30 protein-coding genes, 1 tRNA gene, 1 pseudogene and 1 other annotated feature are annotated in these 26,902 nt (G+C 39.9%); of the genes and pseudogenes, 5 read left to right on the top strand and 27 right to left on the bottom strand.

Annotated elements, in window-relative coordinates; translation table 11 throughout:
• Positions 1–72 precede the first annotated feature (72 nt).
• The 7 genes from trxB to K1I67_RS05850 form a co-directional block, all read right to left on the bottom strand.
• A complete protein-coding gene (gene trxB, locus K1I67_RS05880) occupies positions 73–984 on the bottom strand; it encodes a thioredoxin-disulfide reductase (protein ID WP_223339219.1) in 912 nt (303 codons plus the stop codon).
• Between the two features lie 65 nt (positions 985–1,049).
• Positions 1,050–1,274: a DUF4059 family protein gene (locus K1I67_RS05875; RefSeq protein WP_000960970.1), complete on the bottom strand. Its 225-nt coding sequence runs from the start codon at positions 1,272–1,274 to the stop codon at positions 1,050–1,052.
• Positions 1,275–1,353: 79 nt separating this feature from the next.
• A complete protein-coding gene (locus K1I67_RS05870; RefSeq protein WP_223339218.1) occupies positions 1,354–2,097 on the bottom strand; it encodes an amino acid ABC transporter ATP-binding protein in 744 nt (247 codons plus the stop codon).
• A complete protein-coding gene (locus K1I67_RS05865) occupies positions 2,097–2,897 on the bottom strand; it encodes an amino acid ABC transporter permease (RefSeq protein WP_001103454.1) in 801 nt (266 codons plus the stop codon). The genes K1I67_RS05870 and K1I67_RS05865 overlap by 1 nt, the downstream gene beginning before the upstream one ends.
• 156 nt (positions 2,898–3,053) lie before the next feature.
• Entirely contained in the window at positions 3,054–3,410 is a 357-nt protein-coding gene (locus K1I67_RS05860; protein ID WP_223339217.1) for a Spx/MgsR family RNA polymerase-binding regulatory protein, read from the bottom strand.
• Positions 3,411–3,422: 12 nt separating this feature from the next.
• Complete coding sequence (locus K1I67_RS05855; protein WP_223339216.1) at positions 3,423–3,914, bottom strand: methylated-DNA--[protein]-cysteine S-methyltransferase; 492 nt, start codon at positions 3,912–3,914, stop codon at positions 3,423–3,425.
• A gap of 13 nt (positions 3,915–3,927) precedes the next feature.
• Entirely contained in the window at positions 3,928–4,428 is a 501-nt protein-coding gene (locus K1I67_RS05850; RefSeq protein ID WP_223339215.1) for a GNAT family N-acetyltransferase, read from the bottom strand.
• A 134-nt stretch (positions 4,429–4,562) separates the two neighbouring features.
• Here K1I67_RS05850 and K1I67_RS05845 point away from each other — a divergent pair, with 134 nt between their 5' ends.
• Together K1I67_RS05845 and trhA are read left to right on the top strand one after the other, a co-directional pair.
• Entirely contained in the window at positions 4,563–5,018 is a 456-nt protein-coding gene (locus tag K1I67_RS05845; RefSeq protein WP_223339214.1) for a DUF1836 domain-containing protein, read from the top strand.
• Positions 5,008–5,655 carry a PAQR family membrane homeostasis protein TrhA gene (trhA, locus tag K1I67_RS05840; RefSeq protein WP_223339213.1) on the top strand — a complete coding sequence of 216 codons (648 nt, stop codon included), beginning with the start codon at positions 5,008–5,010 and terminating at the stop codon, positions 5,653–5,655. The genes K1I67_RS05845 and trhA overlap by 11 nt, the downstream gene beginning before the upstream one ends.
• Positions 5,656–5,684: 29 nt before the next feature.
• On the opposite strand, the gene pdxT is transcribed toward trhA, so the two are convergent.
• From pdxT to K1I67_RS05810, 6 genes are all read right to left on the bottom strand, one after another.
• On the bottom strand, positions 5,685–6,257 hold the full coding sequence (pdxT, locus tag K1I67_RS05835) for a pyridoxal 5'-phosphate synthase glutaminase subunit PdxT (RefSeq protein ID WP_223339212.1): 573 nt from the start codon (positions 6,255–6,257) through the stop codon (positions 5,685–5,687).
• A complete protein-coding gene (gene pdxS / locus K1I67_RS05830) occupies positions 6,258–7,133 on the bottom strand; it encodes a pyridoxal 5'-phosphate synthase lyase subunit PdxS (RefSeq protein WP_223339211.1) in 876 nt (291 codons plus the stop codon). It abuts the gene before it with no gap.
• A gap of 138 nt (positions 7,134–7,271) precedes the next feature.
• Positions 7,272–7,904 carry a Pr6Pr family membrane protein gene (locus tag K1I67_RS05825; protein WP_223339210.1) on the bottom strand — a complete coding sequence of 211 codons (633 nt, stop codon included), beginning with the start codon at positions 7,902–7,904 and terminating at the stop codon, positions 7,272–7,274.
• Positions 7,905–7,906: 2 nt separating this feature from the next.
• Positions 7,907–8,245 (bottom strand): zinc ribbon domain-containing protein YjdM, encoded by a 339-nt coding sequence (locus K1I67_RS05820; RefSeq protein WP_001061595.1) that lies wholly within the window; start codon positions 8,243–8,245, stop codon positions 7,907–7,909.
• 139 nt (positions 8,246–8,384) lie between these two features.
• Entirely contained in the window at positions 8,385–9,056 is a 672-nt protein-coding gene (cmk, locus tag K1I67_RS05815; RefSeq protein ID WP_223339209.1) for a (d)CMP kinase, read from the bottom strand.
• An 8-nt stretch (positions 9,057–9,064) separates the two neighbouring features.
• The gene (locus K1I67_RS05810; protein ID WP_000410178.1) at positions 9,065–9,553 is read right to left on the bottom strand and encodes an SAG1386/EF1546 family surface-associated protein; all 489 of its coding nucleotides are present in this window, start codon (positions 9,551–9,553) and stop codon (positions 9,065–9,067) included.
• A gap of 45 nt (positions 9,554–9,598) precedes the next feature.
• Here K1I67_RS05810 and K1I67_RS05805 point away from each other — a divergent pair, with 45 nt between their 5' ends.
• Complete coding sequence (locus K1I67_RS05805; protein ID WP_223339208.1) at positions 9,599–9,796, top strand: ferredoxin; 198 nt, start codon at positions 9,599–9,601, stop codon at positions 9,794–9,796.
• Positions 9,797–9,901: 105 nt separating this feature from the next.
• Here the strand turns inward: K1I67_RS05805 and K1I67_RS05800 are convergent, their stop codons facing one another.
• From K1I67_RS05800 to K1I67_RS05775, 6 genes are all read right to left on the bottom strand, one after another.
• Complete coding sequence (locus tag K1I67_RS05800) at positions 9,902–10,849, bottom strand: glycosyltransferase family 2 protein (RefSeq protein ID WP_223339234.1); 948 nt, start codon at positions 10,847–10,849, stop codon at positions 9,902–9,904.
• Entirely contained in the window at positions 10,833–11,852 is a 1,020-nt protein-coding gene (gene galE, locus K1I67_RS05795) for a UDP-glucose 4-epimerase GalE (protein ID WP_045762906.1), read from the bottom strand. The genes K1I67_RS05800 and galE overlap by 17 nt, the downstream gene beginning before the upstream one ends.
• 101 nt (positions 11,853–11,953) lie before the next feature.
• Positions 11,954–13,054 carry an NAD(P)/FAD-dependent oxidoreductase gene (locus tag K1I67_RS05790; RefSeq protein WP_045615489.1) on the bottom strand — a complete coding sequence of 367 codons (1,101 nt, stop codon included), beginning with the start codon at positions 13,052–13,054 and terminating at the stop codon, positions 11,954–11,956.
• 16 nt (positions 13,055–13,070) lie between these two features.
• Positions 13,071–13,868: a Nif3-like dinuclear metal center hexameric protein gene (locus tag K1I67_RS05785; protein ID WP_045615487.1), complete on the bottom strand. Its 798-nt coding sequence runs from the start codon at positions 13,866–13,868 to the stop codon at positions 13,071–13,073.
• Positions 13,855–14,532, bottom strand: coding sequence for a tRNA (adenine(22)-N(1))-methyltransferase (locus K1I67_RS05780; RefSeq protein WP_045615484.1), 678 nt, complete (start codon positions 14,530–14,532; stop codon positions 13,855–13,857). The genes K1I67_RS05785 and K1I67_RS05780 overlap by 14 nt, the downstream gene beginning before the upstream one ends.
• Positions 14,533–14,633: 101 nt before the next feature.
• On the bottom strand, positions 14,634–16,970 hold the full coding sequence (locus K1I67_RS05775) for a cation-translocating P-type ATPase (protein WP_223339207.1): 2,337 nt from the start codon (positions 16,968–16,970) through the stop codon (positions 14,634–14,636).
• 131 nt (positions 16,971–17,101) lie between these two features.
• On the opposite strand from K1I67_RS05775, the gene K1I67_RS05770 reads away from it, so the two are divergent.
• Complete coding sequence (locus K1I67_RS05770; RefSeq protein WP_223339206.1) at positions 17,102–17,857, top strand: lysophospholipid acyltransferase family protein; 756 nt, start codon at positions 17,102–17,104, stop codon at positions 17,855–17,857.
• Positions 17,858–17,969: 112 nt separating this feature from the next.
• Positions 17,970–18,042, top strand: a tRNA-Thr gene (locus K1I67_RS05765).
• 507 nt (positions 18,043–18,549) lie between these two features.
• Here the strand turns inward: K1I67_RS05765 and pyk are convergent.
• The 8 genes and pseudogenes from pyk to infC all read right to left on the bottom strand — a co-directional run bounded on the left by pyk (position 18,550) and on the right by infC (position 26,610).
• Complete coding sequence (gene pyk / locus K1I67_RS05760) at positions 18,550–20,055, bottom strand: pyruvate kinase (RefSeq protein WP_223339205.1); 1,506 nt, start codon at positions 20,053–20,055, stop codon at positions 18,550–18,552.
• 66 nt (positions 20,056–20,121) lie between these two features.
• Positions 20,122–21,129 (bottom strand): 6-phosphofructokinase, encoded by a 1,008-nt coding sequence (pfkA, locus tag K1I67_RS05755; protein ID WP_223339204.1) that lies wholly within the window; start codon positions 21,127–21,129, stop codon positions 20,122–20,124.
• Positions 21,130–21,210: 81 nt separating this feature from the next.
• Positions 21,211–24,312, bottom strand: a complete 3,102-nt coding sequence (locus K1I67_RS05750) for a DNA polymerase III subunit alpha (protein ID WP_223339203.1) — start codon at positions 24,310–24,312, stop codon at positions 21,211–21,213.
• 117 nt (positions 24,313–24,429) lie between these two features.
• Positions 24,430–24,933: pseudogene (locus tag K1I67_RS05745) on the bottom strand (B3/B4 domain-containing protein); the annotation flags it as partial.
• A gap of 58 nt (positions 24,934–24,991) precedes the next feature.
• Positions 24,992–25,378: a lactoylglutathione lyase gene (gene gloA / locus K1I67_RS05740; protein WP_223339202.1), complete on the bottom strand. Its 387-nt coding sequence runs from the start codon at positions 25,376–25,378 to the stop codon at positions 24,992–24,994.
• A gap of 57 nt (positions 25,379–25,435) precedes the next feature.
• The gene (rplT, locus tag K1I67_RS05735; RefSeq protein ID WP_000124830.1) at positions 25,436–25,795 is read right to left on the bottom strand and encodes a 50S ribosomal protein L20; all 360 of its coding nucleotides are present in this window, start codon (positions 25,793–25,795) and stop codon (positions 25,436–25,438) included.
• A 51-nt stretch (positions 25,796–25,846) separates the two neighbouring features.
• Positions 25,847–26,047, bottom strand: a complete 201-nt coding sequence (gene rpmI / locus K1I67_RS05730; protein WP_003003453.1) for a 50S ribosomal protein L35 — start codon at positions 26,045–26,047, stop codon at positions 25,847–25,849.
• 32 nt (positions 26,048–26,079) lie between these two features.
• Positions 26,080–26,610, bottom strand: coding sequence for a translation initiation factor IF-3 (gene infC, locus K1I67_RS05725; protein WP_006149857.1), 531 nt, complete (start codon positions 26,608–26,610; stop codon positions 26,080–26,082).
• Positions 26,611–26,625: 15 nt separating this feature from the next.
• Positions 26,626–26,756: a sequence feature (ribosomal protein L20 leader region), on the bottom strand.
• Positions 26,757–26,902 lie beyond the last annotated feature (146 nt).

Raw genomic sequence — 26,902 nt, 5'->3', positions numbered from 1 at the left:
GCTCTAATCATACTCGCAGGCTGGGACTACGAAATCGAGACTTTGTCTATCGATTTCTGTCCCACCGCCTTTTTAACTATGTTCAGTAATATATTTATAGGCCTCTTGACCTGCAATGGCGCCATCTCCAACTGCTGTTGTAACTTGTCGAAGGTCTTTCTGGCGAACATCGCCAACAGCAAAAATACCTGTAACACTTGTCTTCATGTGGTCATCTGTCACAATCCAACCTGCTTGGTCTCGAATCTGCAACTCTTGGACGAAGTCACTAACTGGGTCCAATCCAACATAGATGAAGACACCACCAAAGGCTTGTTCAGTCACTTGTCCTGTTTTAACATTTTCAATGGCAACCGACTCAACACGGTTCTCACCCTTGATTTCTTTGACAACAGAATCCCAAATGAAATTGATTTTTTCATTGGCAAAAGCTCTATCTTGCAAGACTTTTTGAGCACGAAGTTCATCACGACGGTGAATGATAGTTACAGATTTTGCAAACCGTGTTAAGAAGATAGCCTCTTCAACCGCGGAGTCACCTCCACCTACGACCAACAAATCTTGGTCGCGGAAAAAGGCTCCATCACAAACCGCACAGTAAGAAACACCACGGCTATTGAGTTCTTCTTCACCTGGAACTCCCAAGAGACGGTGTTTGGAACCAGTCGCTACGATAACTGTGCGAGTTTCATAAACTTGGTCGTCTGTTACGACTTTTTTGAATTCGCCATGATCCTCAACATTTTCAACGAAGCCATAGAGATGTTCAACACCTAGATTTTCAAGAGGTTCAAACATCTTTTCTGCTAATTCTGGGCCACTGATATTGGCATAGCCTGGATAGTTTTCAATGTCAGAAGTATTATTCATTTGACCTCCTGGAAGGCCTCCTTCAATCAAAGCCACTTTCAGATTACTGCGTGCTGCGTACAAGGCTGCAGTCATCCCAGCAGGGCCTGCACCGATAATAATCGTATCGTACATTCTCTTTCCTTCTTTCTTGTTGTAACTATTTTTATTCTAACGAATTAAATCCCATTTTACAACTATTAAGCCTTGAGAACCAACAAGATGCTCATGGTTGCAAATGACAATACTGGAATGGTCAAAACTCCAATCATAATCATATCGTAGAGATGGGCTTGACGTGCTTTAGCAGTTTTATCAACCCCCGACAGAGCTCTAAGTCCAATCCAGAGTCCCAAAATAATCAAGACCAGTAGAATTGTCAACACTAAACTCTCTAAATACAAAGCAAATAGCTGAACTAGCATGCTCTCTCTCATTTCTATTAATTTTAAAGAGCAAACCCAGTTAGCCTAGCCAACTGAGTCTTTCTTATATTCTATTATATCAAATATAGGTCCGTTTGTAACTAGCAAAGAATTCTTTTGTTCGTTCTTCTTTAGGATGATTGATAATCTCATCTGGTGTTCCAGACTCAATAATCTTTCCTTTATCCAAGAATAAAACCTTATCAGCTACCTGAGAAACAAAGGACATATCGTGACTGACCAAAATCATAGTTTGACCAGATTTAGCAGCATTAGCAATAGATTTCTCAACTTCACCAACCAATTCTGGGTCAAGGGCCGAAGTAGGTTCATCCAAGAGCAAGATAGCTGGTTTCATGGCCAAAGCACGCGCCAAGGCTACCCGTTGTTTTTGTCCGCCTGATAAGTGGCGAGGATAGTGCTGTTGACGATCAGAAAGCCCAACCTTAGCTAGCTCTTCTTTAGCAATCTTAGTTGCTTCTTCGTCTGATAGTTTTTTAACAACAACCAAACCTTCCTTGACATTATCTAAGGCCGTTCTGCGCTCAAATAAATTGAACTGTTGGAACACCATGGACAATTTACGACGAAGAGTCAGTATTTCTTCTTGAGTGATTTGAGAAAAATCAACTTTGAAATCATCAATCTGAATGCTTCCACTATCAGGTGTTTCAAGGTAGTTGAGGCTCCGGAGAAAGGTTGATTTCCCCGCACCAGATGAACCAATCAAAGCCACTACTTCCCCCTTTTGAATATCTAAATTCAGATGATCCAAGACGGTTTGATCTGAAAAGGATTTGCTTAAATTTGAAATTTTAATCATTAGCGAAGATCTCCTTTCACATCTGTTTTCACATTATCTGGTGCTTCGATTGCCATTTTTCTCTCAATAAAGCGACCAAGATTTTCAATAGCGATATTTACCACCCAGTATACAAGAGCAACCGAGATGAAACGTTCGAAGTAACGGTAGTCGGCACCACCTAAAATCTGAGCTTGGGCAAAGACTTCTACAACACCAGCACTAAAGGCTAGGGAAGTTCCCTTGGTCAAGCCGATTAGGGAGTTAATCAAGGTTGGAGTCGCTACTACCGCTGCATTTGGAATAATCACACGACGGTAAACTTGTGCACGTGTCATTCCAAGACTACGAGCGGCTTCAATCTCTCCAGGATTAACAGAAAGAATAGCTGCACGGATAGTTTCACTAGCGTAAGCTGCTTCGTTAAAAGCAAAAGCTACAATGGCAAAAGCTGCAGCTGGAATCGCATTGATATTAAAAGCAGTTCCCCATTGTTGATTCAACGCTTTTAATGCTAGAGGAATTCCATAGTAAGTCAACATCAACTGCACTAGGATTGGTGTCCCTTTTAAGAAACTAACAAAGAATGCTTGTAATGGATAAAGAATTCTAACTCGATTAATTTTTACGATAGCAAAAACCAAGGCCAATATTATACCAAAAAAAGCACCAAATACTGTCAACATCAATGTTGTTGGCAATTGTTGTACAATTCTTGGAATCCCATCAAAGACAGAACGAAAACTAAACAGTTTGCCGTCTGGAATATACTGCATCAAGTTTTGGTACCAATCTGATGCTAAAATTGTTGTAACATTCATAGAAACATCCTCTCCTGATAATGAATCATTCTATCATACTTCTGCCTAGATTTAAAATATTTGCTACGAGCAGAAGAGACTTTGTCTACCTACTAGTTTATCATACTTTAAAAGCGTGAGGTTATATATTTTACCTATCAAGGAGATAGAAAAAAACTATTTCAAATCCAAGTTGTCGTAGGTTTTACGATAGCCAATTTGTTTAACAACACCATTCTCCACTAATATTGGACGTTTTAATAACATACCATCACTGGCCAAGAGTTTGGCTGCTTCTTTATTGGATAAAGTCCCAACCTTATCTTTTAAACCCAGTTCACGGTATTTAATCCCACTGGTATTGAAAAATTGCTTCAACTCAAATCCTGAAGTTTCAAGCCAGTTCAGAATGATCATTTCACTTGGAGTTTCTTCTACAATATGAACATCTTTATATTCTAGTCCAAGTTGATCTAACTCTTTTTTGGCTTTTTTACAAGTTGTACATTTTGGATATTCGATAAATTCTAACATTTTCTTTACTTTCTATTTCTTATTTTCTTGAAATGCTGCACCTTCATGCTTTAAGAGCCAAGCCTTCTTGTCAATTCCTGAAGCATAGCCTGTTAGACGATTACCAGCACCTAGCACACGGTGACAGGGGACAAGAATAGACCAGGGATTGCGCCCTACTGCTCCTCCGATTGCTTGTGCAGAAGCTACTTGCAAGTCCTTAGCTATTTGTCCATAAGTAACAGTCTGACCAAAAGGAATTTCCCGTAGATAAGACCAAACTTTCTTTTCAAATTCACTACCAACAGGAGCCAAAGGTAACTGAGACAAATTTTGTTTTTGTCCTTTAAAATAAGCATCTAAATAGCTAGCAATCTGATTTAAGATGGGATGACTTTTCACCTCAACTAGATTACACACCGACAAACCTCGCTCAAAATGGCTCTGTGCTTCAACCCATATTCCAAACAGATAGCGTTCATCTGCTACCAAAGATAAGATTCCAATCGGAGACTTGTACAGCATCTTTGCATACTGCTTAGGCATTTGATTTTAATTTTTGATAGGCCAAACGTTCCCCATCTACTGGAACTTTACCGACCTGCTTAAAACCAAGCTTTTCAAAGATATGTTGCATGGCCTTGTTTTTATCATGTGTATCTGAACGAAAATCCAGGTAATCAAAGCCTTCAATCAAGCCTTCCAAGAAGGTCTGGGCAACACCTTGCCCTTGCACATCACTAGCGACAGCAATACGGTGAAAAACTAGATACTCTGACTCTCTTCCTTCCCAGCTTCCATCATAAATGGCTTCATAGGCTTTCTCTGGACTCTTGGTTACTGCTGCATAAGCTATGAGCTCTCCTTCTTCCAGGGCTACATAAGCCTGACCTGAGATAATGTCTTCGATAATCGTATCAGTATTTGGATAACCATTTTGCCACTGAGTGCTACCAGCTTCCGCCAAGCATTTTTTAGCTTCCTCAATCACTTGCATAATTGCATCTACTTCGTTTGGAAAGGCTAAACGAATTTCCATCCTATCTCCTCTTTTCTGACTAGTTTCTCTCATCATAGCATAATTTAAGGCTTTCTACAAGCAGTTAAAACTTGACTTTTTATTTCTATTATTTTATAATCTAGTTACCAAAACTAGATAAACAGGAGTTGGAAATGAAAACTACTTTTTCCTACCCAGAATGGGACGAAATTCCAAACATTGATCTCTATTTGGATCAGGTCCTACTTTATGTGAATAAAGTTTGTTCCCCTATTTCTCTTGCTAAAGAGAAAGGTTTAACTGCATCAATGGTGAACAACTATGTCAAACACGGCTATCTGACAAAACCTGAAAAGAAAAAATACCAACGCAAACAAATCGCCCGATTGATTGCTATCACAACGCTCAAGTCTGTTTTTTCAATCCAAGAAATTGCTCAAACCCTTAATACCCTACACACAGAGACTAACTCAGAAGAACTTTACAACGCTTTTGTGGACTACATGAACGAAGACATTGACCCAGCCAATCCTATTATCCGAACAAGCTGCCAAACGGTTAAACTCTATCATCAGACACTAGCTCTTGTCTATACAGAAAATGAAGAGGAGGAAACAAATGAATACTAGTTTCAAACTTAGTAAACGACTTAGTTTTGGAGAAGAAATTGCCAACAGTGTCACCCATGCTGTAGGAGCATTTATCATGCTCATCCTACTTCCCATTTCATCTACTTACAGTTATGAGGCACATGGTTTCTTATCGTCTATTGGTGTTTCCATCTTCGTCATCAGCCTCTTTCTCATGTTCTTATCATCAACTATTTATCATTCTATGGCTTATGGTTCAACTCATAAATATGTGTTACGAATTATTGACCATTCTATGATTTATGTTGCGATTGCAGGTTCTTATACTCCTGTCGTTTTGACCTTGATGAATAACTGGTTTGGTTATCTGATTATCGCCATTCAATGGGGAACAACTATTTTTGGTATTCTTTATAAAATCTTTGCCAAAAAAGTCAATGAAAAATTTAGTCTGATACTCTACCTCATCATGGGTTGGCTAGTTGTGGCTATCCTACCAGCAATCATCAGTCAAACAAATCCAATCTTTTGGACTCTTATGGTATCAGGTGGGCTTTGCTATACAGTTGGTGCTGGTTTTTATGCTAAGAAGAAACCTTACTTCCACATGATCTGGCATCTCTTCATTCTGGCAGCTTCCGCTCTCCAATACATTGCCATTGTTTATTACATGTAAAAATAGGCCGGGAAAATCCCGACCTATTTTTATTTGCACATATTGATAAAGTATTGATGCAAGCGAAGATCATTTGTCAATTCAGGATGAAAGGAGGTTACGAGCATATTCTTTTCTTGTGCCGCAACGATTTGATTGTTCACAATCGCTAGAACATCAACACTGTCACCAACACTACTGATAATCGGTCCACGGATAAAGGTCATTGGAATTTTACCAACGCCCTTGCAGTCAGCTTCTGTACAAAAGCTTCCTAGCTGACGCCCATAGGCATTGCGCTCTACTACTATATCCATGGTCGCTAGATGGCTTTCCTCTTGAGAAGTGATTTGTTTTGCTAACAAAATTAAACCCGCACAAGTTCCAAAGACTGGTAAACCATTGAGAATAGCCTCTCTTAGAGGAATTAGCATCTGCTGATCTCGCAACAGTTTCCCCATGGCCGTTGACTCACCTCCTGGCAAAATCAAACCTGATAGCTCACTTCGATGTTGCTGAAAATCTTCTAGGTTTCGTAGTTCAATACTTTCAACTCCTAGTTGAGCAAGGACTTTCTCATGCTCTACAAAGGCGCCTTGCAAGGCCAGTATTCCAATTTTCATCTATTTTCCTCGCTCAGCCATGAGAATTTGGATTTCATTCTCATTGATACCAACCATGGCTTCTCCCAAATCTTCTGAGATTTGAGCTAAAATTTGAGGATTTTGATAGTTTGTAACTGCCTTGACAATTGCTGCTGCACGTTTAACAGGATCACCTGATTTGAAAATCCCTGAACCAACAAAGACACCTTCTGCACCTAGCTGCATCATAAGAGCAGCATCTGCAGGTGTTGCTACACCACCTGCTGCGAAGTTCACGACTGGTAGTTTTCCATGTTCGTGAACGTATTGAACTAATTCTACAGGTACTTGGAGTTCTTTTGCTGCGACATAGAGTTCATCTTCACGGAGATTTTGAATGCGACGGATTTCTTGATTCATCATACGCATATGGCGGACTGCCTGAACGATGTCTCCTGTTCCAGGTTCCCCTTTTGTACGGATCATTGATGCTCCTTCAGCGATACGACGTAAGGCTTCTCCTAGATCTTTAGCACCGCAAACAAAAGGAACTTGGAATTCTTTCTTATCCACATGGAAACGATCGTCAGCTGGAGATAGCACCTCACTCTCATCGATATAGTCAATCTCGATGGCTTCTAAAATCTGTGCTTCAACAAAATGCCCAATTCGAACCTTGGCCATAACTGGAATGCTGACTGCGTCTTGGATTTCCTTGATCATCTTTGGATCGCTCATACGAGAGACACCACCAGCTGCACGAATATCAGCTGGAATTCGCTCCAAGGCCATAACAGCTGCCGCACCTGCAGCCTCTGCAATTCTTGCTTGCTCAGGATTTTGAACATCCATGATGACGCCACCTTTAAGCATCTGTGCCAAATTTTTATTTAATTCATAACGATTTTCAGTCATTTTCTCTTCCTCAATAGTTGTATTGGTAGCTACAGTTTTATTGTAAGGTAAAAAAGACTGCATAACAAGATAAAATAAATCAATTTGTCCGGGTACAATTATTTCTATCACAAAAAAAGCACCCACATAGGGGTGCTTTTATTTCTTAGTTTTTTTAATACTTTTCACAAGATAAAAGAGATATCCTGAAATCATATAAGCAACAAAGATAGTGGCTGCCCATTTAAAGACAAAGCCCCAACCATGTTTGGTAGCATTCAAAAAGAAATAAGGGAAGGGACTATCCTTAGCATTAGGGACATCCATCTTTAGAACAAAACCGTTTAAGAGGGCAAAAATCATATAAAGCAAAGGAAGGCTAGTCCAAAGCATGGGATCAACCAACTTATATTGTCGACTCTTGTCAAAAATAATTGTATCTGCTAAAAACCAGAGGGGCACGATATAATGGCAAAGGAAGTTTTCCAAACGGTAAAAATCTGTTGTCAAGGGAGCCAACATGAAATGGTAGATGACACAGGTAATCATGATACTCATGGTGACACCACCCTTGAGTCGCAAAAGACTTGAACTTTGCCAATGGTCACCCTCACGTCGCATCTTCCATAAAAGATAACCCGTAAAAATCATCACCAAGAGGTTGGAAAGCACTGTATAGTAGAGCAACATCCCTAAACCACCACGTTTGGTAATTTCCAGATAGACGCCTGTAAATGCTGCTAAAAACATGAAAGAGCGACTGAAAAAAATTATTTTATTCCAAGCAGTCATGATTAGATCTTTTTAACAAATTCTGATTTTAATTTCATAGCACCAAATCCATCAATCTTACAATCGATGTTGTGGTCACCTTCAACAATACGGATGTTTTTAACACGTGTCCCTTGCTTAAGGTCTTTTGGAGCGCCTTTTACCTTAAGGTCTTTGATCAAGGTTACTGTATCACCGTCAGCCAATTTATTTCCATTAGCATCGATGGCAACAAGGCCGTCTTCAACCTCTGCTTGCTCAGCAGGATTCCATTCATAAGCACACTCTGGACAGACTAGCAAGGCTCCGTCTTCATAGACATATTCTGAATTACATTTTGGGCAATTTGGTAGATTGTTCATTTTATCTCCTTCTATTTTCATGATGGTTTGATTGTCAAATTTTCGTTAACAGAATCTATTATACCTTAAAATTTAAAATTTGACAAATTGCTAAAAAACCGACTCACCACTATCGTGGTAAATCGGTTAGCATTTCAAATTAAAAATGTTTAACTGCTTCTGATTTAATTTTTTCGACAACTTCTAAAATACTTAGTCCAGTCGTGTCTAAATAGATTGCATCCTCAGCCTGTTTAAGAGGAGAAGTTTCACGATGACTATCTTTATAGTCACGCGCAGCAATCTCTTCTTTCAAAGTTTCCAAATCTGTTTCGATTCCCTTTGAAAGATTTTCCTTATAACGTCGTTCTGCACGTTCATCCACTGAAGCAACAAGAAAAATCTTCAATTCAGCCTTAGGCAAGACCACTGTACCAATATCTCGACCATCCATGACGATTCCGCCTTGTTGGGCAATTTCTTGCTGAAGGGCTACCAATTTTTCACGAATAGCTGGAATGGCTGCAAAAGCAGATACAGCATTGGTTACTTCATTTTCACGGATTGGATTGGTAACATCAACGTCTCCAACAAAAACAAGCTGTTCTCCTGTTTCAGCACGACCAAAGCTAATCGGATATTGTTCCAATAATTCAAGAAGTCGAGAAGACTCTTCTGGACTTACTTGGTTGTTCAAAGCGATGTAAGTCGCAGCACGATACATGGCACCTGTATCCAAGTAGGTATATCCAAAGTCCTTAGCGATAATCTTAGCTACTGTACTCTTCCCACTGGATGCTGGTCCATCAATGGCAATCTGAATTGTTTTCATTCTAACTCCTATCTTGTCTTAAGGACATCACCAGGATTTGCAAACCAAGTACCTGAAGACATATGACCAGGGTTCAAGGCTTCAAGTTGAGCAATAGAAATGCCTGCTCTAGCTGCAATAGCTGCCTCACCTTCACCTGCAAGGACAGTAATGGTTCCTTCAGCATTTGTATGTTCCTCTGAACTACTTGAAGAAGTTGATTCTGCTTCAGAACTTGATGCTTCAACTGAACTACTTGATGATGTTGAAGAAACTTCCTCTACCTTAGGCGCAGAAGAATCATGAAAATCTTTCAAGGCTGCCGTACGATCACTACCACCAGATGACAGGTAGATTAGAATAGCAATCATACCGACAACGATAACAAAGAAAATACAAGCCAAAATCGTTAAAATACGATTAGCTCCTACTCCTGATTCCTTATTTCCTCTGCTTCTGCGTTCCGAACGACTTTCCTCGATATCGTAAATATCTTCTTGCCATGGTTCCTTTTCCATACCTTACTCCTTGTTTTTTTTCTAATTTCTTATTACAATATAAATATGAAAATCACACTTATACCTGAACGATGCATTGCCTGTGGGCTATGCCAAACCTATTCTGATTTATTTGATTACCATGATAATGGTATTGTGCGTTTCTATGATGATCCTAATCTACTAGAGAGAGACGTCCCAGCTAGTGAAGAGCTACTGAAAGCTGTGAAACAGTGTCCCACTCGCGCGCTCATCAAAGATTAATTTGTCATCAGTGGTGATTCAATTTCCAAATCCCACTTCCTCTAGTTTAGCATATTTTTACAGAAAATTATAGTCTTTTGAAGGACTTATTTTTAGCAAATCTTATCATGACTCACTCTGTTCTTTTATCAGATAGAGGGGTCTTTTTTTCGTTTCCATATAAATTTTACTGATATATTTTCCGAGAATCCCAATCGTCAATAATTGGACACCACCAAGAAATAGAATGACAGCCATCAGAGAGGTCCAACCAGAAGTTGGATTGCCCAGTACGAGAGTACGGACAACTACAAACAATGTCATCACTAAAGCCAGAAAACACGACGAAAGACCAGCAACAAAAGCTAATATCAAAGGAAAATCTGAAAAATTCACAATCCCTTCAATAGAGTAGAAAAAGAGTTGTCTAAAACTCCAACTTGTTTTACCTGCCTGCCTTTCAACATTAGGATATTCTAGATAGTGAGTACGGAAACCAACCCAGGCAAAGAGTCCTTTGGAAAAGCGATTGTATTCTGTCAATTCTAACACTGCATCCACAACTGATCTTCTCATCATCCGAAAATCACGGACACCCGATGGAAGAGCTACTGGGCTAATTTTTTGCATAAAACGATAAAAAAGATCGGCGCAGAAACTACGTAAAAAGGGCTCACCTTTTCGACTGGTTCTGCGTGTTCCAACGCAGTCCAAATCTGGATTCTGATCTAGTAGTTCTTTCATCTCAAGCAAGAGGCTTGGTGGATCCTGAAGGTCTGCATCCATAACCACCACCAAATCTCCTGTTGCTTGTTGTAAACCTGCATATATGGCCGCTTCCTTCCCAAAATTTCGCGAGAAAGAGATATAATGTACTGCAGGATTTTTCTCTCGATAAACCTTTAGAACGTCCAAAGTCTTATCAGTCGAACCATCATCTACAAAAATGTATTCGATTTCTGTTTCCAAATCTGGGATCAGTGCTTCAAGAGTTTGATAAAAAAGAGGAAGTACTTCCTCTTCGTTTAAACATGGGACTATGATTGAAATCATCATCTTAGTCTTCAAATCCATTTGGATGCTTGCTTTGCCAACGCCATGCGTCTTCACACATTTCTGTAATACCAAGTTCTGCTTCCCATCCTAGCTCTTCCTTAGCTTTTGCTGGATCTGAGTAGCAAGCTGCGATATCACCCGGACGACGTTCAACGATACGGTAAGGAATTGGACGTCCGACTGCTTTCTCCATATTTTGGATAATTTCAAGGACAGAGTAGCCTTTTCCTGTACCAAGGTTGTAAATGTTTAGTCCTGAACCTTTTTGAAGTTTCTTAAGTGCCGCAACGTGCCCTTTGGCTAAGTCAACGACGTGGATATAGTCACGAACACCTGTTCCATCTTCAGTATCGTAGTCATCCCCAAATACTTGAACTTGTTCCAACTTACCAACTGCGACTTGTGTCACATATGGAAGAAGGTTATTTGGAATACCGTTTGGATTTTCACCCAAATCACCACTCTTATGTGCACCAATTGGGTTGAAATAACGAAGTAACACAACGTTCCATTCTGAATCGGCTTTATAGATATCTGTCAAGATTTCTTCAAGCATCAGTTTTGTACGACCGTAAGGGTTGGTAGCTGAAAGAGGGAAATCTTCTAGGATTGGAACTGTATGTGGATCTCCATAAACTGTTGCTGATGAGCTGAAGATGATGTTCTTACAGTTTGTCTCTTCCATAACTTTCAAGAGACTAACAGTTCCAGCGATATTGTTATCATAGTAGGCAAGCGGAATACGTGTAGATTCTCCTACAGCCTTCAAACCAGCAAAATGGATGACTCCTGTTGGTTCTTCATGTTTGAAAATATCACGAAGTGTATCTGTATCACGAATATCTGCTTCGTAGAAAGGAATTTCTACTCCTGTAATTCTTTCAACTACTTCTAGGCTTTTACGACTACTATTTACCAAATTATCCACAACAACTACTTGGTGTCCAGCTTGGACCAGTTCGATGACAGTGTGAGTTCCGATAAAACCTGCTCCACCTGTTACCAGAATTTTTTCTTGCATTTTATTTCCTCAATTCTTGGATTATTTTTTTTCATTTTACCATTTTTGATAGGGAAAGTCACTTACTTTCCTAATACTACCGTAAAAACTAGGTAAAAGATTTACGATTGTTTCTTTTTAATATATCTTTCAGTTAGATAATCTGCCGGATTTAATACTCCACTTCTCCCCTGAAGCATTTGGGCTAGATGATAACCGATAATAGGACCCGTCGTTAACCCTGAAGATCCTAAACCACTCGCTGTATAGACTCCTGATAAGTTTGGAACCTGTCCGAAAAATGGAGAGAAGTCACTTGTATAAGCACGAATACCCACACGTTCACCAGATGAAATTGCCTCAGCCAGGGCTGGATAAAATGGACTCGCTGCCTCAGCCATTTGTTGAAGCAAATTTTCATCAACTGTTAGGTCAAATCCCATATCATTTTCATGAGTAGCTCCTAGAGACAACTTCCCACCTGGAAATGGGATCAAATCCCACTCTCCTTCTGGCATAACCACAGGGTAGGTTCCCATGTCTTGTGGCACTTGATAATCTCGGAGTTGGCCTTTTTGAGGACGAACATCAACCTCATAGCCTAAAGGCTCCAAAATATGTCCAAGCCAAGCTCCTGTGGACAAGATAACTTGGTCAAACATTTGGTTGTCTATTTGATAACCCGATGCTAAGGGATTTAGACTGACCTCTTTCTTTATCACCTTCACTTGACTGGCTTCAAGCAAGCGACTAACTAAAAGTTGCCCATCTACTCGAGCCCCTCCAGAAGCATAGAGCAATCTCTCAAATCCCTCTAATCCAGGGAATAGACTACTTGCAGCAGCTTGGTTCAAAATGGCTAATTCGCCAATTAAGGGAGATTCATCTCTACGTTGCAAGGCTAAGTCATAGAGTTCCTCAAGCTTGGAATCATCTTTTTTGAGAAGAAAGACACCGGAGCGCTGGTAGAAATCAACCTTTTGACCAGTTTTTTCTAAATCAGCCAATAAATCTACATAAAAATCCGCTCCCAAGCGCGCCATCTTGTACCAAGCTTTATTACGTCGTTTAGAGAACCAAGGACTGATGATTCCTGCAGCTGCCTTGGTCGCTTGTCCGTGCCCATGATCAAAGACAGTTACTTCGACATCTGCTTCTTTAGAGAGATAGTAGGCGGCTGTTGCCCCTACAATCCCTGCTCCTACAATGGCAACTTTTTTCATTTTTTATACCTTCTAATTAGATATGGTGGAAAGGATTGGTCGATGCCTGACTTGCGATAACTTCGAGAGACCAAGCATTCTCTTTCTTCCATTCGTTCAAGAGCTCTGCAATTTTTTCGATAAAAAGTACTTCGATATAGTGTCCCGGATCTAGAGCCAACAAACCATCTGACAGCATATCTTGGGCAGTGTGGTAGTATATGTCTCCAGTAATGTAGACATCCGCTCCTTTTGCTAATGCATCAGGATAGAATGATTGACCACTTCCACCACAGATAGCCACTCTTGAGATTGTTTTTTGCAAATCGCTCTCTTGATAATACACCATACGAAGGCTATCTAGATTAAAGACTTCCTTAACATGGTCAGCAAATTCCTTAAATGTTTGATGTCTAATAGTGCCAATACGACCAATCCCACGTTCGGGACCTGTTTCCTGCAGATAAGTTGTATCCTCAATCCCCAATAGTTGGCAGAACCAATCATTAAGACCATTTTCAACAATATCGATATTAGTATGACTGACGTAGACAGCGATATCATGCTTGATGAGATTGATATAAATCTGATTTTGAGGACGACTAGCTACCAAATCCTCGATCGGACGAAAGATAGGGGCGTGCTTAACGATAATCAAATCAACATCCTTTTCAATAGCTTCAGCGACTGTCTCTTCACGGATATCAAGAGCAACCATGACTTTTTGGATATCCTTATCTAGAGTACCAATTTGCAGACCACGACTATCACCTTCCATAGAAAATTCTTGTGGGCAATAGGCTTCATAACGCTTAATCACTTCACTTGCTTTCATGGAGCACCTCCTTGATGGCTTGAATTTTATCTGCTAGAACCTGACGTTCTTCTTGATTTTTTTCTGGAATTTGACTAAGGGCAAACTCAAGCTTAGTAGCTTCTTTTTGCCATTTTTGGATGAAGACTGGACTGACTTCTTTGGACAAGAAGGGGCCAAAGCGAACATCAGTGGCTGATAAATTCATTTCACCAGCTTCTGCAACTATGATCTCATAGAATTTCCCAGCTTCTTCTAGGATACTTTCTGCTATGATTTGAAAACCATGCTCTTGTAGCCAAGAACGCAACTCATCTTCTCGGTTATTCGGTTGAAGAATCAAACGCTCAATATTGGCTAGTTTGTCCAATCCTTCTTCTAATATCGTAGCAATTAAACGGCCACCCATTCCAGCAATAGTGATGACAGAGACCTGGTCACTTTCTTCGAAAGCTGCTAAACCATTGGCTAAACGAACCTGAATTTTCTCAGTCAAACCATGACTTTCAACATTTGTAACTGCAGATTGATAGGGACCTTCTACAACTTCTCCTGCAATAGCACGTTCGATATGACCCTTTTCAACTAATTCAATCGGTAAATAAGCATGGTCGCTCCCAACATCAAGTAAAACGGCTCCTTGCGGAACAAAAGAAGCTACCGTTTCTAATCTCTTTGAAATCATTTTCTCTCACTTTCCAAAACTCTATTTCCCTTTATTATACCATATTTTAGCTAGCAATCCTGTACCCAAAAAAGACCGCAATCTAGGATTGCAGCCTTTCTTTATTTTCTAGTTTGATAACGACTTGTCAGGATGAAAATGACAGCAAAGATGACCATCATAATACCATAGACAGGTAATGTTTGTCCTGTCAATGTTGAGATCTCAAGTAGTTTTTGAATTCTTGGAAATAGAGCTGTTCCAAGGAAGCCACCAACTGACCAAATAATCAAGAGAACACGCCATAGACTAAATGGCAAACAAGCTCTAACTACAGACATGAAACCAATTGAGGCTAATAGATAATACAGAAGTGTTGAAATTTCAATGGCTGACCAACCTTGACTGGTTCCAAAAATTTTAATAAATAGAACGCTAAAGACTACCATCAAGGCACTCGGTAGTGCACGGAGCATGGATTTTCTGAGGAAGTTTTGTTCCACAGGTTTGATATTTCGTTCAAAGGTCAATACGAACGGTGGGAATCCTTCCACAAACTGGTCAATCATGGTAATCTGAATCGGGATGAATGGGAAAATCAGAATCCATTCAGTACGTCCCAACAAAGCACTTGCAATACAGATGATTGCCAATAAGAATGAATAGATGGTCTTGATCAAGAAAATTGGAGCAATGTGGGCAATGTTATTGACTACACGACGACCTTCAAAGAGAATCTCAGGAACATCATTAAAGTCTGAGTTCAAGAGGACCAGATTTGCAATCTGACGAGTCGCTGGATCTCCTTCAGCCATAACGATGGAACAGTCTGCCTCACGAAGAGCTAGAATATCATTGACACCGTCTCCTGTCATGGCTGTAGTATGACCTGCTTTTTTCAACGTTTGGATGATCAGTTTCTTTTGATGAGGAGAGACACGTCCGAAAATCGCTGTCTCCTCAGCCATGGCAACCAATTCCTCGTCCGTGATCTTCGAACAATCTACATAGCTGTGGTAATCTGCAAAACCAGCTTTTTGAGCAATACTTGAAACAGTAACTGGATTATCACCAGAAATAATTTTCAAGCCCACTTCCTGAGAACGAAGATAGTCTAGAGTTTCAGCTGCCCCTTCTCGGATTGGATCTAGAATTTCAAGCAAAGCCAAGGCTTGAATATCAGATGGTTTTTGTGGCTTGTGGTGATCAAGTTTTTCTTGACTGAGGGCCAGAACTAAGACACGAGATCCTCGTTCAAGAGCTTCTCTAGCCTCAGGAACTTCAGCATTCAACAACATCTCAGGTGCACCTAGGAAAACAGTTCCGAGACCTTCCAACTCCATTGCTCCCCATTTACGATCGCTTGAAAATGGAAGATTAGAAATCATCGGATAAGTTACTTGACCTTGAAAATGTTGACGAATAGCTTGTGCTGTTGGGTTCTTATCCTCACTGTTTGCCATATAGCTAGTTAGTATGTCAGCAATAGCATTTTGATCATAAACTTGAGTAAGAGGAAGAACAGTCTCAACCTGCATCTTACCTTGGGTGATGGTTCCTGTCTTATCCAAGCAGAGCATATCCACGCGCGCAAGGGTTTCAACAGAGTACATCTCCTGCACCAAGACCTTCTTCAAACCAAGCTTGATAACAGCGGTTAAAAGAGAGGTAATGGTCAAGAGGGCAATCCCCTTAGGCAACATTCCCAAAAGAGCTGTAGAGGAATTCACTACAGAAGACTTCAGTGGTAAACCTTTTAAGACCAAAGCTTCAAGCAAGAGGGCAATTCCAAAAGGAATGATAATTTTCCCAGTAAATCCTGCAAGTTGATCTAGTGATTTCATGATACGAGAATTGATTGGTTTAACGGTCTTAGCTTCAAGCATGAGTTTAGCTGCATAGTTATCTGCTCCTACATGATGAACCTGAGCGAGGACAGAACCACTGGCAAGAAAGCTACCTGACAACATTAAGTCTTCTACTTCTTTTTGCACCAAGTCGCTCTCGCCCGTTAACATGGCTTCATTGACTTCTGCAAAACCTTCTAATACAATCGCATCACTTGGAATCTGATCCCCTGCAGACAAGCGAATCACGTCATCCAAAACAAGCTCTTCTGGATCCAAAGCTACCTCTTGCCCATCACGAATGGTGATAATCTTTTCCTTATTCAAAAGATTCAGTTTGTCAACCATATGTTTAGCTCGAAGCTCGGTTACAATTCCTGAAAAAGCATTAAAGCAGATAACCGCAAAGAAAACTAGGTTACTCCAGGCTTGAACAAAGGCGAGTGCTAAGGCGATGGCAAAGTTTAAAGCATTGAAGAGAGTAAAAACATTTCGTTTTACAATCTGCCAAGTACTGGTACTAGCTGATGCTTTGAAATCATTGACCTGCCCCTGTTTCTGACGTTCATTAACTTCTGATTGGCTTAAGCCTATAATTTTATTTTTATCCATAATCTCTATCATATCATTTTTTTTTGAATAATTCTAATTTCATATAAAGAGCTTTTCCGCCTATACAAAAAAAATTTGCCTGTCCTACACCGATAAGGTATAATAAAAGAAAGAAATTTGAAGGAGACACCATGTTTTATACTTATCTTCGTGGGCTCGTTATGTTGATTCTCTGGTCTATCAACGGTAATGCTCATTATCATAATACCAATAAAATTCCGAGTCAAGATGAAAACTATATCCTAGTCGCTCCCCATCGTACTTGGTGGGATCCTGTCTACATGGCATTTGCGACCAAACCAAAGCAATTTGTCTTTATGGCTAAAAAGGAACTTTTCTCTAATCGAATCTTTGGTTGGTGGATTCGTATGTGTGGTGCCTTTCCTATTGATCGGGAGAATCCTAGCGCTTCGGCTATCAAATACCCTATCAATGTCCTTAAAAAGAGCGACCGATCTCTCATCATGTTTCCAAGCGGTAGTCGTCATTCTAACGATGTCAAAGGTGGTGTAGCTCTGATTGCTAAAATGGCCAAGGTTCGCATCATGCCAGTTACTTACACTGGCCCAATGACCTTAAAAGGACTCATCAGTCGCGAACGTGTCGATATGAACTTCGGAAATCCTATCGATATCTCAGACATTAAGAAGATGAATGATGAAGGAATTGAGATAGTTGCTGAACGTATCCAATCAGAATTCCAACGTCTGGATGAGGAAACAAAACAATGGCACAATAACAAAAAACCAAATCCTTTGTGGTGGTTTATTCGCATACCAGCACTGATTCTTGCTGTCTTAGTTGCGATTATTACCATCATCTTTAGCTTTATCGCAAGTTTTATCTGGAATCCAGAAAAAAAAACAAAATCAATTAGGTTAGAATAAAATGGCTGAGGGATACTCTCTTAAGCCATTTTAGTTTGACTGACAGCTGATTACTTTTAAATAAAACATTTTATTGACAAAGATTTGAATCTATAGTATACTTTTTAAGTAAGCTGATTTAGCTCAGTAGGCAGAGCGCATCCATGGTAAGGATGAGGTCGCCGGTTCGATCCCGGCAATTAGCATTGTTTAACAGTTCCTTTTTGTAGGAACTTTTTTATTGACTTTTTTTCGACCTTATAGTAAAATGAAACTTGCGATGAGTCGATATGTAGCGAGAGCTACTATTGAGCAAAGGAGGTCATAACGCAGGAGCGGACCTTGAGAAATTGTGTGAACCGGTTTCTCACATGGAGATGCCTCTCAAAGCTTTCTGGTTTTCCAGAGAGCTTTTTTTATTTTCCTAAACACTACTAAACCCTATCTTTTAGCAATCCTTTCTGTCCAAATAGCAATAAACTCAAGCAACAATCAAACACTTATAGACTTATTATCCAAAAAATCCTAGCTAGATTTAGACAAAAAGATACTAAGATGACCAATGAAATCTCTAATTACAGCAAAAGTTACAGGGCAAACTGTATTATATACCTTAGTATTGAAAGGAAAATGATATATTTTACCCCTCGCCACAAAAAAAGACCTATCACACAAGCTAGAAAGCTTGATATGATAGGCTTTTTAATATTAGATTAACGTACAGTGCGGATACGCATTGTGTTAGTACGAACTGCTTCACCAAGTGGCACACCTGCAACGATAACGATATCGTCACCAGATTGTACAAGACCTGCTTCAACTGCTTTACGTTCAGCAATTTCGAACATATCATCAGTTGATGATGGAGCTTCTGTCAACATTGGGATAACACCCCAGTTCAACATCAATCCACGTTCTGTCAATTCGTCAAATGTCAATGCCAAGATATCAGCATTTGGACGATATTTAGAGATCAAACGTGCTGTGTGACCAGTCTTAGTAAGAGTTACAACCAATTTGATGTCCATTGAGTTTGTAGCGTCTTTAACTGCTGAAGCCATAACTTCTGTCTTAGAGTTACGTTCAAATGAATCTGAGTTCAAACGTCCGTATTCGTTAAGAAGAGTTTGAGCGTTCTTGTCGATTGTAGCCATTGTACGAACAGACTCAAGTGGGTATTTACCATTTGCTGACTCACCTGAAAGCATTGTAGCATCAGTTCCGTCGATAACAGCGTTAAATACGTCTGATACTTCTGAACGAGTTGCACGTGGTTTTTCAGTCATTGTTTCAAGCATGTTTGTTGCAGTGATAACAACTTTACCAGCAGCGTTCACTTTAGTGATGATCATTTTTTGGTAAACTGGAACCATTTCAAATGGTACTTCGATACCCATGTCACCACGAGCGATCATGATACCGTCAGCAGCTTCAATGATTTCGTCCAAGTTATCGATACCTTGTTGGTTTTCGATTTTAGCGAACAATTGAACGTGACCGTTACCAGTTTCTTCACAGATTGCACGAACTTCGTTCACGTCTTTTGCAGTACGTACGAATGAGATCGCGATGAAGTTGATACCTTGTTCAAGACCGAAGCGGATATCAGCGTTATCACGTTCAGCAAGAGCTGGGAAAGGAATTTTAGTGTTAGGGATGTTTACACCTTTTTGTTTAGCGATAACACCGTCGTTTTCAACTTCAACGACAAATTCACGAGTTGCATCGTCTTTTTCTACAACACGAAGACCAAGTTTACCATCGTCAACCAATACTTGGCGACCAACTTCAACGTCATCATAGATGTCAAGAGCTCCAGCAACGTTCAAAGCAATCACTTCACGAGTTGATTTGATTCCTTGTTTAGTTGCAACACGGATTTTTTCACCAGTTTTGTATGAGTACTCTTTAGCTTCGCCTTCGAACAATTCAGTACGGATTTCTGGTCCTTTAGTATCAAGAAGGAAACCAACTTTTTTACCTGCAAGTTTTTCTGCAAGTTTAACAGTTGACATACGGTCACCTTGTTCTTGGTGGTCACCGTGTGAGAAGTTGAAACGGAAAGTGTTAGCTCCTGCTTCAATCAATTGAGCAATGTTTTTAGCTGAAGCTTCAACGTCAAGTTTTTCACCCCAGTATCCGTCTTCACCGAATTTTTTACCACCACGGATTTCTACCGCAGGACCCAAAGTTGCAACGATTTTTACACGTTTGTTCATGATTTTTGTGACTCCTTTATATAATTTGACCTTTTATGGTCATTTTACCAGTTTAGTTAAAGTTGATTATGACAAGCTCTTGTTCAAAGCAGAAAGTTCAAGGTCAGCTTTATGAGGATTGTTAACAACAATCTTACCATCAGCTGTTAGGCTAAACAAAGCTCCTTCTTCTGCAGTTCCAAGAATTGGATTTTCAACCATTTTCTCGTTACGGATACCAACAGCGACACCACCGATTCCTTGTTTAAGGAGTTTAACAGCGTGTGCACCCATGCGTGACGCCAATACACGGTCACGAGCAGTTGGTGATCCTCCACGTTGGATATGACCAAGTTCAGTTACACGAAGGTCGCTTGTATCTCCAGCTTCTTTTAGTTTTTGACCAAATTCAGCCGCTGACATAACACCTTCTGCCAAAACGATAATGTTGTGTTTCTTACCGTGTTCATATCCAGCTTTGATACTTGCTACGATGTCTTCCATCTTGAAGCCTTCTTCAGGGATGATAATTTCATCAGCACCAGTGGCAATACCAGCCCAAAGAGCGATATCTCCAGCATTACGTCCCATAACTTCAACTACGAAAGTACGACGGTGACTTGATGAGGTATCACGAATCTTATCGATGGCATCCATTGCAGTTGTAACTGCAGTATCAAATCCGATTGTAAAATCAGTACCTACGATATCGTTATCGATTGTTCCTGGAAGTCCGATAGCAGGGAATCCATGCTCAGTCAAGCGCATAGCTCCGTGATAAGAACCGTCACCACCGATAACTACGACACCTTCGATACCGTGTTTTTTCAACTGCTCAATCCCTTTAAGTTGACCTTCGAGTTTTGCAAACTCAGGATAACGAGCAGAGTGAAGGAAAGTACCACCACGTGAAATGATGTCTCCCACTGAAGCAGCATCAACTGGATAAATTTCGCCGGCAACCATACCTGCGTATCCATCATAGATACCAAAAACTTCCATTCCTTCTGAGATTGCTTGACGAACTACTGCACGGATGGCAGCATTCATACCAGGGGCGTCCCCACCACTAGTCAAAACAGCAATACGTTTCATTTGGTTTTGCTCCTTTTTCTTTTAACATTCTAACTGATTATACCATAATTAAAGTTAAAATTCTTTTATTTTCATTGATTTTTAACGATAAATCGTTTTCATAGTTATTTGACTCAAAGATTCCTGTAAACTAACATCTTTTGCAACAAAATAACCCGGCAAAAGGACATTTTTTTGTTCATTTTCATAGCGAATGATGACAGGAATTTGTCCCTTGTATTGTTCTAGAATATGATAAATTTCAGAATCATGTTCATGATCAGCAGCCTGAATCCAAAATCGTTCACTCACTGCTTCTTTTAGATTATTTAACACTAACTGAAGGCGACCGTCTCTTACCTGCACTTTTCCATTAAGGTAGTAAAATCTTCCTTCATGTAAGAGATTTTTAAATTGGCGATACTGGTCAGAAAAAACTGTGACTTCAAGCTTCATTTTACTATCACTAACTTTCAGAAAAGCCATGTTTTCACCTTTTTTAGTACGAATGACACGAATGGATTCTACCTCAACGAGTACTGTAGCTGTCTGTCCTTCAGATAGTTCAGACAAACTCACAATTGGATAGAGGGGATTCTTTGCTAAAATCAGTAAGGGATGCGGACTGATACCGACTCCAAGCCACTCCTGTTCCTTACGAAACTTTTCGACTTGCGTAAAATCCTCACTCTCAAGCCAATTGTAGCTATTATCTGCAAATAAACTACCCAATTCTTCCACAAAAATAAACAAAGTAGGTAAATTGGATAAGATTTTTTGGCGATTTTTTTCAAAACTATCAAATAAACCAATCTCGACTAGGGGAGTTAAAAGACTCAACTTCTGATAATTTTTAGGCAAGCGAGTGACAAAATCTTCGACACTACTAAAAGGACGATTCTCTAAAATCCAATAGGCAAAATCTCGAGGCATCCCCTTGATACTCTTAAGTCCCAAGTAAATAGTCTTGTCTGTCAATTTATCCTGATATGGGATTGTATTGATAGAGAGTGGTGTCAATTCAAAGCCCATTTCGAGGGCATCGAGAATATAATCTCCACTGGCATAGTTGAGCATGACTTGATAAAAGATAGCTGGGTAATGTGTTTTAAAGTAAGCAAGCTGGAAGGCTAAAGCCGCATAAGCGTAAGCGTGGGAACGGTTAAAACCGTATCCAGCAAATTTTTCCATGACAGCAAAAACTTCTTGCGCCTGTTCTTTGCTATGTCCTTTTTCGAGTGCACCTTGGATGAAACTTTCTTCCATTCGGTGCATCTCAGCTGCGTTCTTTTTCCCCATGGCACGACGTAAAATGTCGGCTTTCCCAAGGCTGAAACCAGCGTAACGCTGTGCCACTTGCATAACCTGCTCTTGGTAAAGCATAATGCCATATGTTGGAGCCAGAATATCTTCCAAAACTGGGTCCAGAACTGTTACCTTTTCTTTACCATGTTTTCGAGCCACAAAGTTGTTGATATAGTCACTCGCTCCCGGTCTGTTGAGGGAAGTCGTTGCCACTACTTCTTCAAAGCTTTCTGGTTTCACGCGCTTTAATAAGCGAATAGCACCAGGTTGTTCAAACTGAAAAATCCCCTTGGTCTTCCCAGCTGCAAAGAGGGCTAAAGTTCCCCTATCTTCAAGGTCAATTTCCTCAATCCTTAACTGAATTCCTTGAGTTTCAAATAAGAGCTCCTGCATTTTTTGAGCGAAAGTTAGGTTTCTTAAGCCCAAGAAATCCATCTTGAGCAAACCATTTCCTTCAACTCCATGAGCATCATACTGGGTAATGAGCATATCCTCACCATACTTAAGAGGAATATAGTCCGTTAGATTTTTATCACTAATCACGACACCAGCAGCATGGATAGAGGTCTGTCGAGGATAGCCTTCTATCTTTTTGGCAATTTCAAAAGCCTTTAGGTACTCAATCTTACTTTGAATCAGTTGTCTAAAGCCTAGATTGCCTTCATAGGCGCTTGTCAAGGTATCTTTGAAACCAATTTTCTTGGTTATGGATGTCAACTCGTACTCGGGAACACCATACCGTTTAAAAACATCTCGGATAGCCTGTTTGGCACCAAAAGTCGAGTAAGTGACTATCTGAGCAGCGTGAATACTACCATAACGGTCACGAACATAGCGGATAAATTCAGGACGATAGATATCAGGAATATCAATATCGATATCAGGCATGGTATAGCGTTCACGATTTAAAAAGCGCTCAAAGATAAGGTTTTTAGCTACAGGATCAATACCAGTAATATTTAAGGCATAGGCCACTAGACTTCCAACTGCAGACCCACGTCCCATTCCCATATAATATCCCTGAGAACGACCAAAACGTAAGAGATCCCAGACAACCAAGAAATAGTCATCGAAACCCATGTCATGAATCACAGATAGTTCTTCTTCCAAACGTTCCTGATAAACTGAATCGAGTAAGCCTTTCTGTTCCAATCCCTTAATAGCTCTTTCGCGCAACTCTTCAACAGCTGGTCTCTCTGGATTGAAGCGTGGAAGCTTGAGACTACTATCAATCTCATAGGAAGCTTCCTTGATTAATCTTGCAAGATTTTCAAGCGCGAGTGGAAATTTCTCTAAAAAAATCTGTTCTAAACGGTCAGCAGGTAAAAACAAGCCTTGTTGCGATTGAACATCTACCTCTCGCAAGGTCACATTTTCCTTAATCGCCTTGAGCATTTGAAGCGTTTCTAAATCCTCAGATTCGAAGGAATTAACACGATAAAGTGGGAGAATGGAGTGAGAAAAATTCGACTGAGGTGTATCTGGATACACTCCGATATAATAGTCATGCCCTAAGTCCAAGGAATCAATTGCAGAATAATAGGGAACAATAACACAAACATCTTCAAGGTAAGAATAAAAATCAGTCCATTCTTTTTTACCTGTCATTTTTAGAGTCGAAAGCTTCATGAGATTTCGATAACCACGATTTGACAAGGCTAAAAATCGAAGGTTGACGAGCTCCTCCTTATGATGAACGGTCATCTCAAGACCTAATAAGGGCTGAAGCCCCTGTTTTTGGCACTCTTTGATAAAATAATAAGCTCCATAGAGATTGTCAACATCCATGATTCCAAGTGCTGAGTAGCCGTATGCTTTTCCTTGATCAACATACTTCCGAATGGAAATCATACTCTCCATGAAACTATAAACCGTTTTTGTATCAAGTTGTGCAATCACTCACTATCACCTCCCTTTTTCTCCTTATATTATACCATTTTAGAAAATAGAAAAACAATTTCTTTCTTCCCTTGTAGAAAAAAGAACCACAGTTGAATTAACCGTGATTCCCATTCATTATTCTACCTCTAGGATAGGATTTGTAGCTGTCAAGTGACTGATCTTGCCACTGACACCAAAATATTCCTCAATTTTAGTATGTAATTCTAGCATTGCTTCCCGAACTCGTGATGCTTGGTCTTCATTGATAGCTTCAATGACTAAAACAGCATCTTTGGTTTCTTCTGTTAACATGGTTCTTTGGGCTTCACGCCAGTTTAAACACCGACAAACCGCACCTTGTTCATCAAAATAAATAATTTCATCGGCTAATGCAGGAGCATCACTTTCAGCCCCTAGTGGAAAGAAGGATTCATTCCCTTGAGCTCTTCCGAGACATAAGTTACCAACAATCTTAGCTAAATTCTTTCCCCCACAAGGAACAGCGTAAATTATAGAGATCTACCAAAGGATTTATTGGATTAAATTCTCTTCCTTGACTCACACGCTTTAATAAAGCTTCAAGAAAGAACGAGCACATTTTTGAATTTTGAATTAAGTGAATGCCTGACGCCATTGTTTTTCTTTCATTCTACTACAAATTCAAAAAAAGAGTAGCATACAAGCTACTCGATAGGAACTATAATGATTTTTCACGAATCACTTCTACCTTGTATCCATCTGGATCTTTGATAAAGTAATAGTTTGGTTGAGTACCTGGAAGTCCTTTAGGTTCCGTTACTTCATAACCTTTTTCGCTATGTTCTTTGTGAAGAGCCTCAAGATCAGGTGTACTTAGGGCGATGTGAGCAAAACCATCACCGACAACATAAGGTCCGTGATCATAGTTGTAAGTCAACTCCAACTCATAATCATCACCTTCAAGTCCAAGATAAACAATAGTGAAAGCATAGTCTGGAAAGTCTCTACGACGTAATTCCTTAAAACCAAAAGCATCTTGATAAAAAGCGATTGATTTTTCAAGATTTTCAACTCGTAAGCATGTGTGTAGCATTTTTGAAGCCATTTTTTTCTCCTTTGTTTAAAAAAGACTGGGACAAACTTGTACCAGTCTTATGAATAATTATTTACCAAGTTTTGCTTTAGCTGCATCTGCAAGAGCTGTGAAAGCTGCTGCATCGTTAACAGCCAAGTCAGCAAGCATTTTACGGTTAACTTCGATCTCAGCCAATTTCAAACCATGCATCAATTGTGAGTATGAAAGTCCGTTCAAACGAGCTGCCGCATTGATACGTGTGATCCACAATTTACGGAAGTCACGTTTCTTTTGACGACGGTCACGGTATGCATAGTAGTAAGAGTTCATTACTTGTTCTTTTGCAGTACGGAACAAGATGTGTTTAGCTCCATAGTAACCTTTTGCTAATTTAAGAATACGTTTACGACGTTTGCGTGATACAACGCCACCTTTAACACGTGCCATGTTTTATTTCCTCCAAATATTTCCTAGAATTGTTTACTTACAAATACGCGATTATTTCAAGCGAGTAAGCATTGCTTTGATACGTTTGAAATCTCCTGCATGCACCATAGATGCTTTACGAAGATGACGACGTTGTTTTTTAGTTTTTCCGTGGAAACGGTGAGATGTATAAGCACGGAAACGTTTAAGTCCACCAGAACCTGTACGTTTGAAACGTTTAGCTGATGCGCGGTGTGTTTTTTGTTTTGGCATGATTTTTTCTCCTTTATTTAACTTTCTGACAATTATTTTTTGTCAGTTGCTGGCGCCAACTGCATGAACATTTGACGACCATCCATTTTAGCACGCTGTTCGATGATTGCAATATCTTGAGTTGCTTCAGCGAAGTCGGCTAAAACTTTTGCACCAATCTCTTTATGGGTAATCATACGACCCTTAAAGCGAATGGATACCTTCACTTTGTTTCCTTTTTCAAGGAACTTGCGAGCATTGCGAAGTTTAGTTTCGAAGTCACCCTTGTCGATAACTGGGCTCAAACGAACTTCTTTCACGGTCACAACGCTTTGTTTCTTGCGTTGTTCTTTTTGCTTCTTCTGGTACTCAAATTTGAACTTACCGTAGTCCATAATTTTTGCAACAGGAGGTTTAGCTTGAGGTTGAATGAGAACCAAGTCCACATTAGCTTCGTCCGCAAGTGCTTGCGCTTCGCTTAGTGGTTTGATACCCAATTGCTCACCTTCAAGACCGATTAAGCGAACTTCACGTACACGAATTTCATCATTGATGAATAAGTCTTGCTTTGCTATGGTTTTCACCTCTTTTTTTAATTTAGAGAAAAACAAGAGCGGACTTGCTAACGCAAACCCGCACTACATGATTATATTTCATTTCTGAAATTTGATCCGTAGGGGCCAGACAACGTTAGTCGCAAGGCGAGAAGTTCTCACTTCTGCTTTTCTCAACTTTTATATGATATCAAGTTTTCCCCTACTTGTCAAGATTAAAACTATCTTTTTTTAATTTTTTTAAATACCCCAATTGTCAAGTCAAGTGCAACAAAGTTGTTCCTCTGATTAAGCGAGTATCTTTCAAGCTGTTTGAGCTGAC

The organism is Streptococcus infantis, from assembly GCF_019929575.1.
GTDB classification, from domain to species: Bacteria; Bacillota; Bacilli; order Lactobacillales; family Streptococcaceae; genus Streptococcus; species Streptococcus infantis_L.
This window is presented reverse-complemented; position numbering and strand designations above follow the sequence as displayed.

Excerpts from the sequence above, each read along its gene's own strand:
- trxB (WP_223339219.1), bottom strand. The coding sequence starts at position 984 with ATGTACGATACGATTATTATCGGTGCAGGCCCTGCTGGGATGACTGCA.
- K1I67_RS05875 (WP_000960970.1), bottom strand. The coding sequence starts at position 1,274 with ATGCTAGTTCAGCTATTTGCTTTGTATTTAGAGAGTTTAGTGTTGACA.
- K1I67_RS05870 (WP_223339218.1), bottom strand. The coding sequence starts at position 2,097 with ATGATTAAAATTTCAAATTTAAGCAAATCCTTTTCAGATCAAACCGTC.
- K1I67_RS05865 (WP_001103454.1), bottom strand. The coding sequence starts at position 2,897 with ATGAATGTTACAACAATTTTAGCATCAGATTGGTACCAAAACTTGATG.
- K1I67_RS05860 (WP_223339217.1), bottom strand. The coding sequence starts at position 3,410 with ATGTTAGAATTTATCGAATATCCAAAATGTACAACTTGTAAAAAAGCC.
- K1I67_RS05855 (WP_223339216.1), bottom strand. The coding sequence starts at position 3,914 with ATGCTGTACAAGTCTCCGATTGGAATCTTATCTTTGGTAGCAGATGAA.
- K1I67_RS05850 (WP_223339215.1), bottom strand. The coding sequence starts at position 4,428 with ATGGAAATTCGTTTAGCCTTTCCAAACGAAGTAGATGCAATTATGCAA.
- K1I67_RS05845 (WP_223339214.1), top strand. The coding sequence starts at position 4,563 with ATGAAAACTACTTTTTCCTACCCAGAATGGGACGAAATTCCAAACATT.
- trhA (WP_223339213.1), top strand. The coding sequence starts at position 5,008 with ATGAATACTAGTTTCAAACTTAGTAAACGACTTAGTTTTGGAGAAGAA.
- pdxT (WP_223339212.1), bottom strand. The coding sequence starts at position 6,257 with ATGAAAATTGGAATACTGGCCTTGCAAGGCGCCTTTGTAGAGCATGAG.
- pdxS (WP_223339211.1), bottom strand. The coding sequence starts at position 7,133 with ATGACTGAAAATCGTTATGAATTAAATAAAAATTTGGCACAGATGCTT.
- K1I67_RS05825 (WP_223339210.1), bottom strand. The coding sequence starts at position 7,904 with ATGACTGCTTGGAATAAAATAATTTTTTTCAGTCGCTCTTTCATGTTT.
- K1I67_RS05820 (WP_001061595.1), bottom strand. The coding sequence starts at position 8,245 with ATGAACAATCTACCAAATTGCCCAAAATGTAATTCAGAATATGTCTAT.
- cmk (WP_223339209.1), bottom strand. The coding sequence starts at position 9,056 with ATGAAAACAATTCAGATTGCCATTGATGGACCAGCATCCAGTGGGAAG.
- K1I67_RS05810 (WP_000410178.1), bottom strand. The coding sequence starts at position 9,553 with ATGGAAAAGGAACCATGGCAAGAAGATATTTACGATATCGAGGAAAGT.
- K1I67_RS05805 (WP_223339208.1), top strand. The coding sequence starts at position 9,599 with ATGAAAATCACACTTATACCTGAACGATGCATTGCCTGTGGGCTATGC.
- K1I67_RS05800 (WP_223339234.1), bottom strand. The coding sequence starts at position 10,849 with ATGGATTTGAAGACTAAGATGATGATTTCAATCATAGTCCCATGTTTA.
- galE (WP_045762906.1), bottom strand. The coding sequence starts at position 11,852 with ATGCAAGAAAAAATTCTGGTAACAGGTGGAGCAGGTTTTATCGGAACT.
- K1I67_RS05790 (WP_045615489.1), bottom strand. The coding sequence starts at position 13,054 with ATGAAAAAAGTTGCCATTGTAGGAGCAGGGATTGTAGGGGCAACAGCC.
- K1I67_RS05785 (WP_045615487.1), bottom strand. The coding sequence starts at position 13,868 with ATGAAAGCAAGTGAAGTGATTAAGCGTTATGAAGCCTATTGCCCACAA.
- K1I67_RS05780 (WP_045615484.1), bottom strand. The coding sequence starts at position 14,532 with ATGATTTCAAAGAGATTAGAAACGGTAGCTTCTTTTGTTCCGCAAGGA.
- K1I67_RS05775 (WP_223339207.1), bottom strand. The coding sequence starts at position 16,970 with ATGGATAAAAATAAAATTATAGGCTTAAGCCAATCAGAAGTTAATGAA.
- K1I67_RS05770 (WP_223339206.1), top strand. The coding sequence starts at position 17,102 with ATGTTTTATACTTATCTTCGTGGGCTCGTTATGTTGATTCTCTGGTCT.
- pyk (WP_223339205.1), bottom strand. The coding sequence starts at position 20,055 with ATGAACAAACGTGTAAAAATCGTTGCAACTTTGGGTCCTGCGGTAGAA.
- pfkA (WP_223339204.1), bottom strand. The coding sequence starts at position 21,129 with ATGAAACGTATTGCTGTTTTGACTAGTGGTGGGGACGCCCCTGGTATG.
- gloA (WP_223339202.1), bottom strand. The coding sequence starts at position 25,378 with ATGGCTTCAAAAATGCTACACACATGCTTACGAGTTGAAAATCTTGAA.
- rplT (WP_000124830.1), bottom strand. The coding sequence starts at position 25,795 with ATGGCACGTGTTAAAGGTGGCGTTGTATCACGCAAACGTCGTAAACGT.
- rpmI (WP_003003453.1), bottom strand. The coding sequence starts at position 26,047 with ATGCCAAAACAAAAAACACACCGCGCATCAGCTAAACGTTTCAAACGT.